The 3,425-nt window shown below is 68.7% G+C and carries 4 protein-coding genes and 1 pseudogene; all 5 read left to right on the top strand.

Annotated features, from left to right (window positions below):
- Positions 1-635 (top strand): annotated as a pseudogene (locus tag AWC08_RS36370) (PGRS repeat-containing protein); the annotation flags it as partial.
- Between the two features lie 244 nt (positions 636-879).
- Positions 880-1,701, top strand: coding sequence for an LmeA family phospholipid-binding protein (locus AWC08_RS09945; protein ID WP_069435579.1), 822 nt, complete (start codon positions 880-882; stop codon positions 1,699-1,701).
- A 298-nt stretch (positions 1,702-1,999) separates the two neighbouring features.
- On the top strand, positions 2,000-2,530 hold the full coding sequence (locus AWC08_RS36365; RefSeq protein ID WP_156781218.1) for a hypothetical protein: 531 nt from the start codon (positions 2,000-2,002) through the stop codon (positions 2,528-2,530).
- Positions 2,531-2,543: 13 nt separating this feature from the next.
- On the top strand, positions 2,544-3,032 hold the full coding sequence (locus AWC08_RS09935) for an ester cyclase (protein WP_065133769.1): 489 nt from the start codon (positions 2,544-2,546) through the stop codon (positions 3,030-3,032).
- On the top strand, positions 3,022-3,425 hold a 404-nt coding region (locus AWC08_RS09930; RefSeq protein ID WP_244906489.1), incomplete at its 3' end, for a DUF222 domain-containing protein. The genes AWC08_RS09935 and AWC08_RS09930, both read left to right, overlap by 11 nt.

Raw genomic sequence — 3,425 nt, 5'->3', positions numbered from 1 at the left:
CAGACGGTGGCACCGGGGGCGCCGGGGGTCGCGGCGGCGATGTCGGCGAGTTCAACCGAGGGCAAGGCGGTTTAGGCGGCTATGCCGGCAATGGCGGGGCCGGCGGCTCGGCAACCGGCGGCGGTAACGGCGGTGCCGGGGGAAGCGGCGGACTCGGGGGCCGCGGCGGCAGCACCGGCATTGTCGGCCCGGGCGGCCTCGGAGGCCTCGGCGGCGGCGGCGGAGTCGGTGGTGGCGCTGACGGCGAGGGGGACGCAGGTGCCGGCGGCGACGGCGGGGGCGGTGGCCTCGGCGGTGACGGTCGGATCAGCGGGAACCCGCCAGGATCAGGCGGAAAAGCGGGCAGCGGCGGGCTGGGCGGAAACGCGAGCGGCAGCGGTAGAGGGGGCGCCGGCGGGAAGGGCGGCGAAGGCGGCGACGCCGGCGGGGCCGGCGGTGCCGCTGCAGATGGCGGCGACGGCGGCGTCGGGGGGAACGGCGGCGGCAGCGCTACGGGCGGCGGCGGAGATGGGGGTGACGGCGGCAATGGGGGCCGGCCTTATGTGAACGGATTGGGCGGTAACGGCGGTTCCGGTGGTCTGGGCGGACCGGGCCAGCCTTCGGGCCAAGATGGTCGCCGCGGCAGCAACGGGTAGTGCAGCGACGCACACCACAGGCGGGGGCCGGGTAATCTCTGCGCAGACAGGTTTCCGCACTAACAGTCGATAGCAGGTTAACGAGGCGGCAATTATGCGGAGTTGGCGTTGCGGGCTGATCGGTCTTGACCGGACCGTGGCGGCTGGCGTTCGGGCTGAACGATGCGGCGAACTCGAACGCACCGGCCGGCAAGTTTGAAGATCGCGTTGTTTCGGGGCTGCGTCCGCTCAGCGGGGATGACCGATGTCCCCTAAGGTTCCCTTCCTGCGTTGGGACGACCCGTTCCGCGCCTTGGAGATGCTGGCCTCGTTGTGGTCGTCCACCGGGCTGCCGACGGTCGGCGCCCACGCGGTGGCGATGCCCTACCGGACCTTGTTCGCGACACTGCAGCAGCTACTGGTCGGCAAGGAAGTCACGGTTCGCATCGGCGATCAAGACGTGACGCTGACCGTCGTCGAGCTGGAATCGGAGCTGGATCCGCAGGGGTTGCCGGTGGGCCAACTCGGCGAGGTCCGGGTGGCGGCGCGCGACATCCGCTGGGCCGACAACCGCCTGCAGAGCGCGGTTGCCGTGCTGCGCAACGTGCACATCCGTCCCGGGGTGCCGCCGCTGGTCATCGCGGCTCCGACGGAGTTGACCACGGAACTGCCGAAAGACCTCTTCGACCACGTGATGGAGCAGGCGGCTCCGCATGTGCGCAGCGAATCGGGGGAGGACGGGACGGCGCGGCTGAGCTGGGCGCGGCGGCCCGGGCTGGGTGGTCTGGAGGTGGACGCCGACGTGGTGGGATCGACGTTGTGGCTCCGTCCGCGTGCGGTGGTGGCCGGTCAGCGGCGGTGGAAGCTGCCGTTGCGCACTCCGGCCTATCAGGTGGAGTTGCCGGAGTTGCCACACGGGCTGATGATCACCGGCGTCGAGCTGACGCCGGAGTCCCTGCTGTTGTCGGGTCTGCTGCCGGAGTGGCGGATGGAGTTGCCGCTGCGGGCGCTCGAGGACTTGATCACCCGGCTGAGCCAGGGTGCGCTGAGCTTCAGCTGGCCCTCGCTGTGGTGGGGCTCGGATTGATAAATTACATGCCTGCAATTTAGGTGGATAATTTGCTGGACGACCATTAATCGGGCTTTTACCCGGGTGCGCCGATCGGCCGTGCTCAGCTCACGAATCGGTCGCGTAGCACAGCTTCGGAGGCCAAAACCGTTCACCACGTAACTCTTCGGGAAAGACACTGTCACGGCACGGCCGGTGCTTGGCATCGGTTCGGCATCCATCAACTTTGGCCTCTAGGCAGGAATTCGACGCGCCGATACGGTTCCCCATTGTCATTAATTGCGGGGGCAATTGGGGAGATTGAACGGAGTTGGCGTTGCGGATAATCGATCGATTCTGCGTAGCGGTTGCGGCCGGCGCGGGGTTGTGCGGGGCCGCGCTGGCACTGAGTCCGGGCGCGGTGGCCACTCCACTGCGCACGGGCGGCGGGAACTGCATCGAACAGCAGATGGGGTTCGCCGCCGGGCCGGTAGCCGCTGCGCCGGTGGTGCTGCCCGGGCCGGTGCCGGCTGCGCCGGCAGTGCCGGTGGTGCCGCCCGTGCCTGTCGTCCCGCCGGTGCCCGTCGTGCCTCCGGTCGCGCCGGTGGTCCCGGTTGCGGGTGCCGGTGCCGGGGCTGTCGACGGTGCGCCGGTGGCCGCTCCGATTGCGACCCAGGCCGGCACGGGCAAGGGGGCTCCGATGACTCCCTCGGCCGGCAAGGCCGCTGACCCGGTCGTGCTGCCCGGTCCGCAGGTGCCCACTCAGGCCGCGGCGGCGCAAGTGCCCTCGGCGCCCATCCCGGCCGTGCTGGCAGGGACGACCACTGCTCTTCCGGCGTGTGGAGCGGTAGGCGCGCCGGCGCAGTAGGAGTTCGAAGCCGGTGGATCTGGAAGCGAACAAGGCGCTTGTCCGCCGACATCTGGATGAGGCAATCAATCGCAGGCAGTCCCACTTGTGGACCGAAATCATGAGCGAGGACTTCGATCTTCACCATCGGCTCGTGCCAGCCGGACGCGACGGCTATGTGGCCGCCATCGACATTCTCTGGCAAGCCTTCCCCGATATGTCGATCGAACTTCTGGATCTGGTGGCGGAGGGCGACCGAGTCGTGGCCCGGTACATCGATCGGGGCACTCATCTGGGTGAGTTCATGGGAATCCCGCCGACCGGCAGGACCTACGAAAAGCATGGGTTCGCCATGTATCGGATCGCCGGCGCACGACTGGCCGAAGCCTGGACCCAAGAGGATGACCTCGCGTTTCAAACGCAGCTGTTCGGCCCAGCCGAGGAATGGCCGACCCGGACCTGCCAAATCCCCGTGAGGCAACGCGTCGGCGGTGGCGGGTACTATCGAAAGTATGTTCGATAGGTTGCCGTTCGTGCATCCGGGGATGGCGGAGTTCGACGCCTACCAGCAGGTGTTGGCTCATCGGCGGGCGCTGCTGGAAAAGACCGAGGAATCGGTGGGCTGGATGGCGCGGATCGCGCGGGCGGGGCGCTCGGTCAATCAGGACATGGCTGCGGAGTTGGTGGCGATCGGGGAGTTGTTCGCCCACCGCTCGGTGGGGGGCGCGGAGAGTGGGCAGTGGGCGATCGACACGTTCAAGGCGGTCGCGGGGGAGGTGGCGGCGGGGCAGAAGATCAGTCAGGGCCGCGCGGAGACCAAGCTGCGCTATGCCCGGGCGATGCGTGAGCGGTTGCCGAAGGTGGCGGCGGTGTTTTGTGCCGGGGACATCGATCTGGAGGCGTTTTCCACCATCGT

Origin of the sequence: Mycobacterium gordonae, from assembly GCF_002101675.1 — a bacterium.
Lineage (GTDB): Bacteria > Actinomycetota > Actinomycetes > Mycobacteriales > Mycobacteriaceae > Mycobacterium > Mycobacterium gordonae.
The sequence above is the reverse complement of the archived record's forward strand: the minus strand, read 5'-3'. Positions and strand labels throughout refer to the sequence as shown.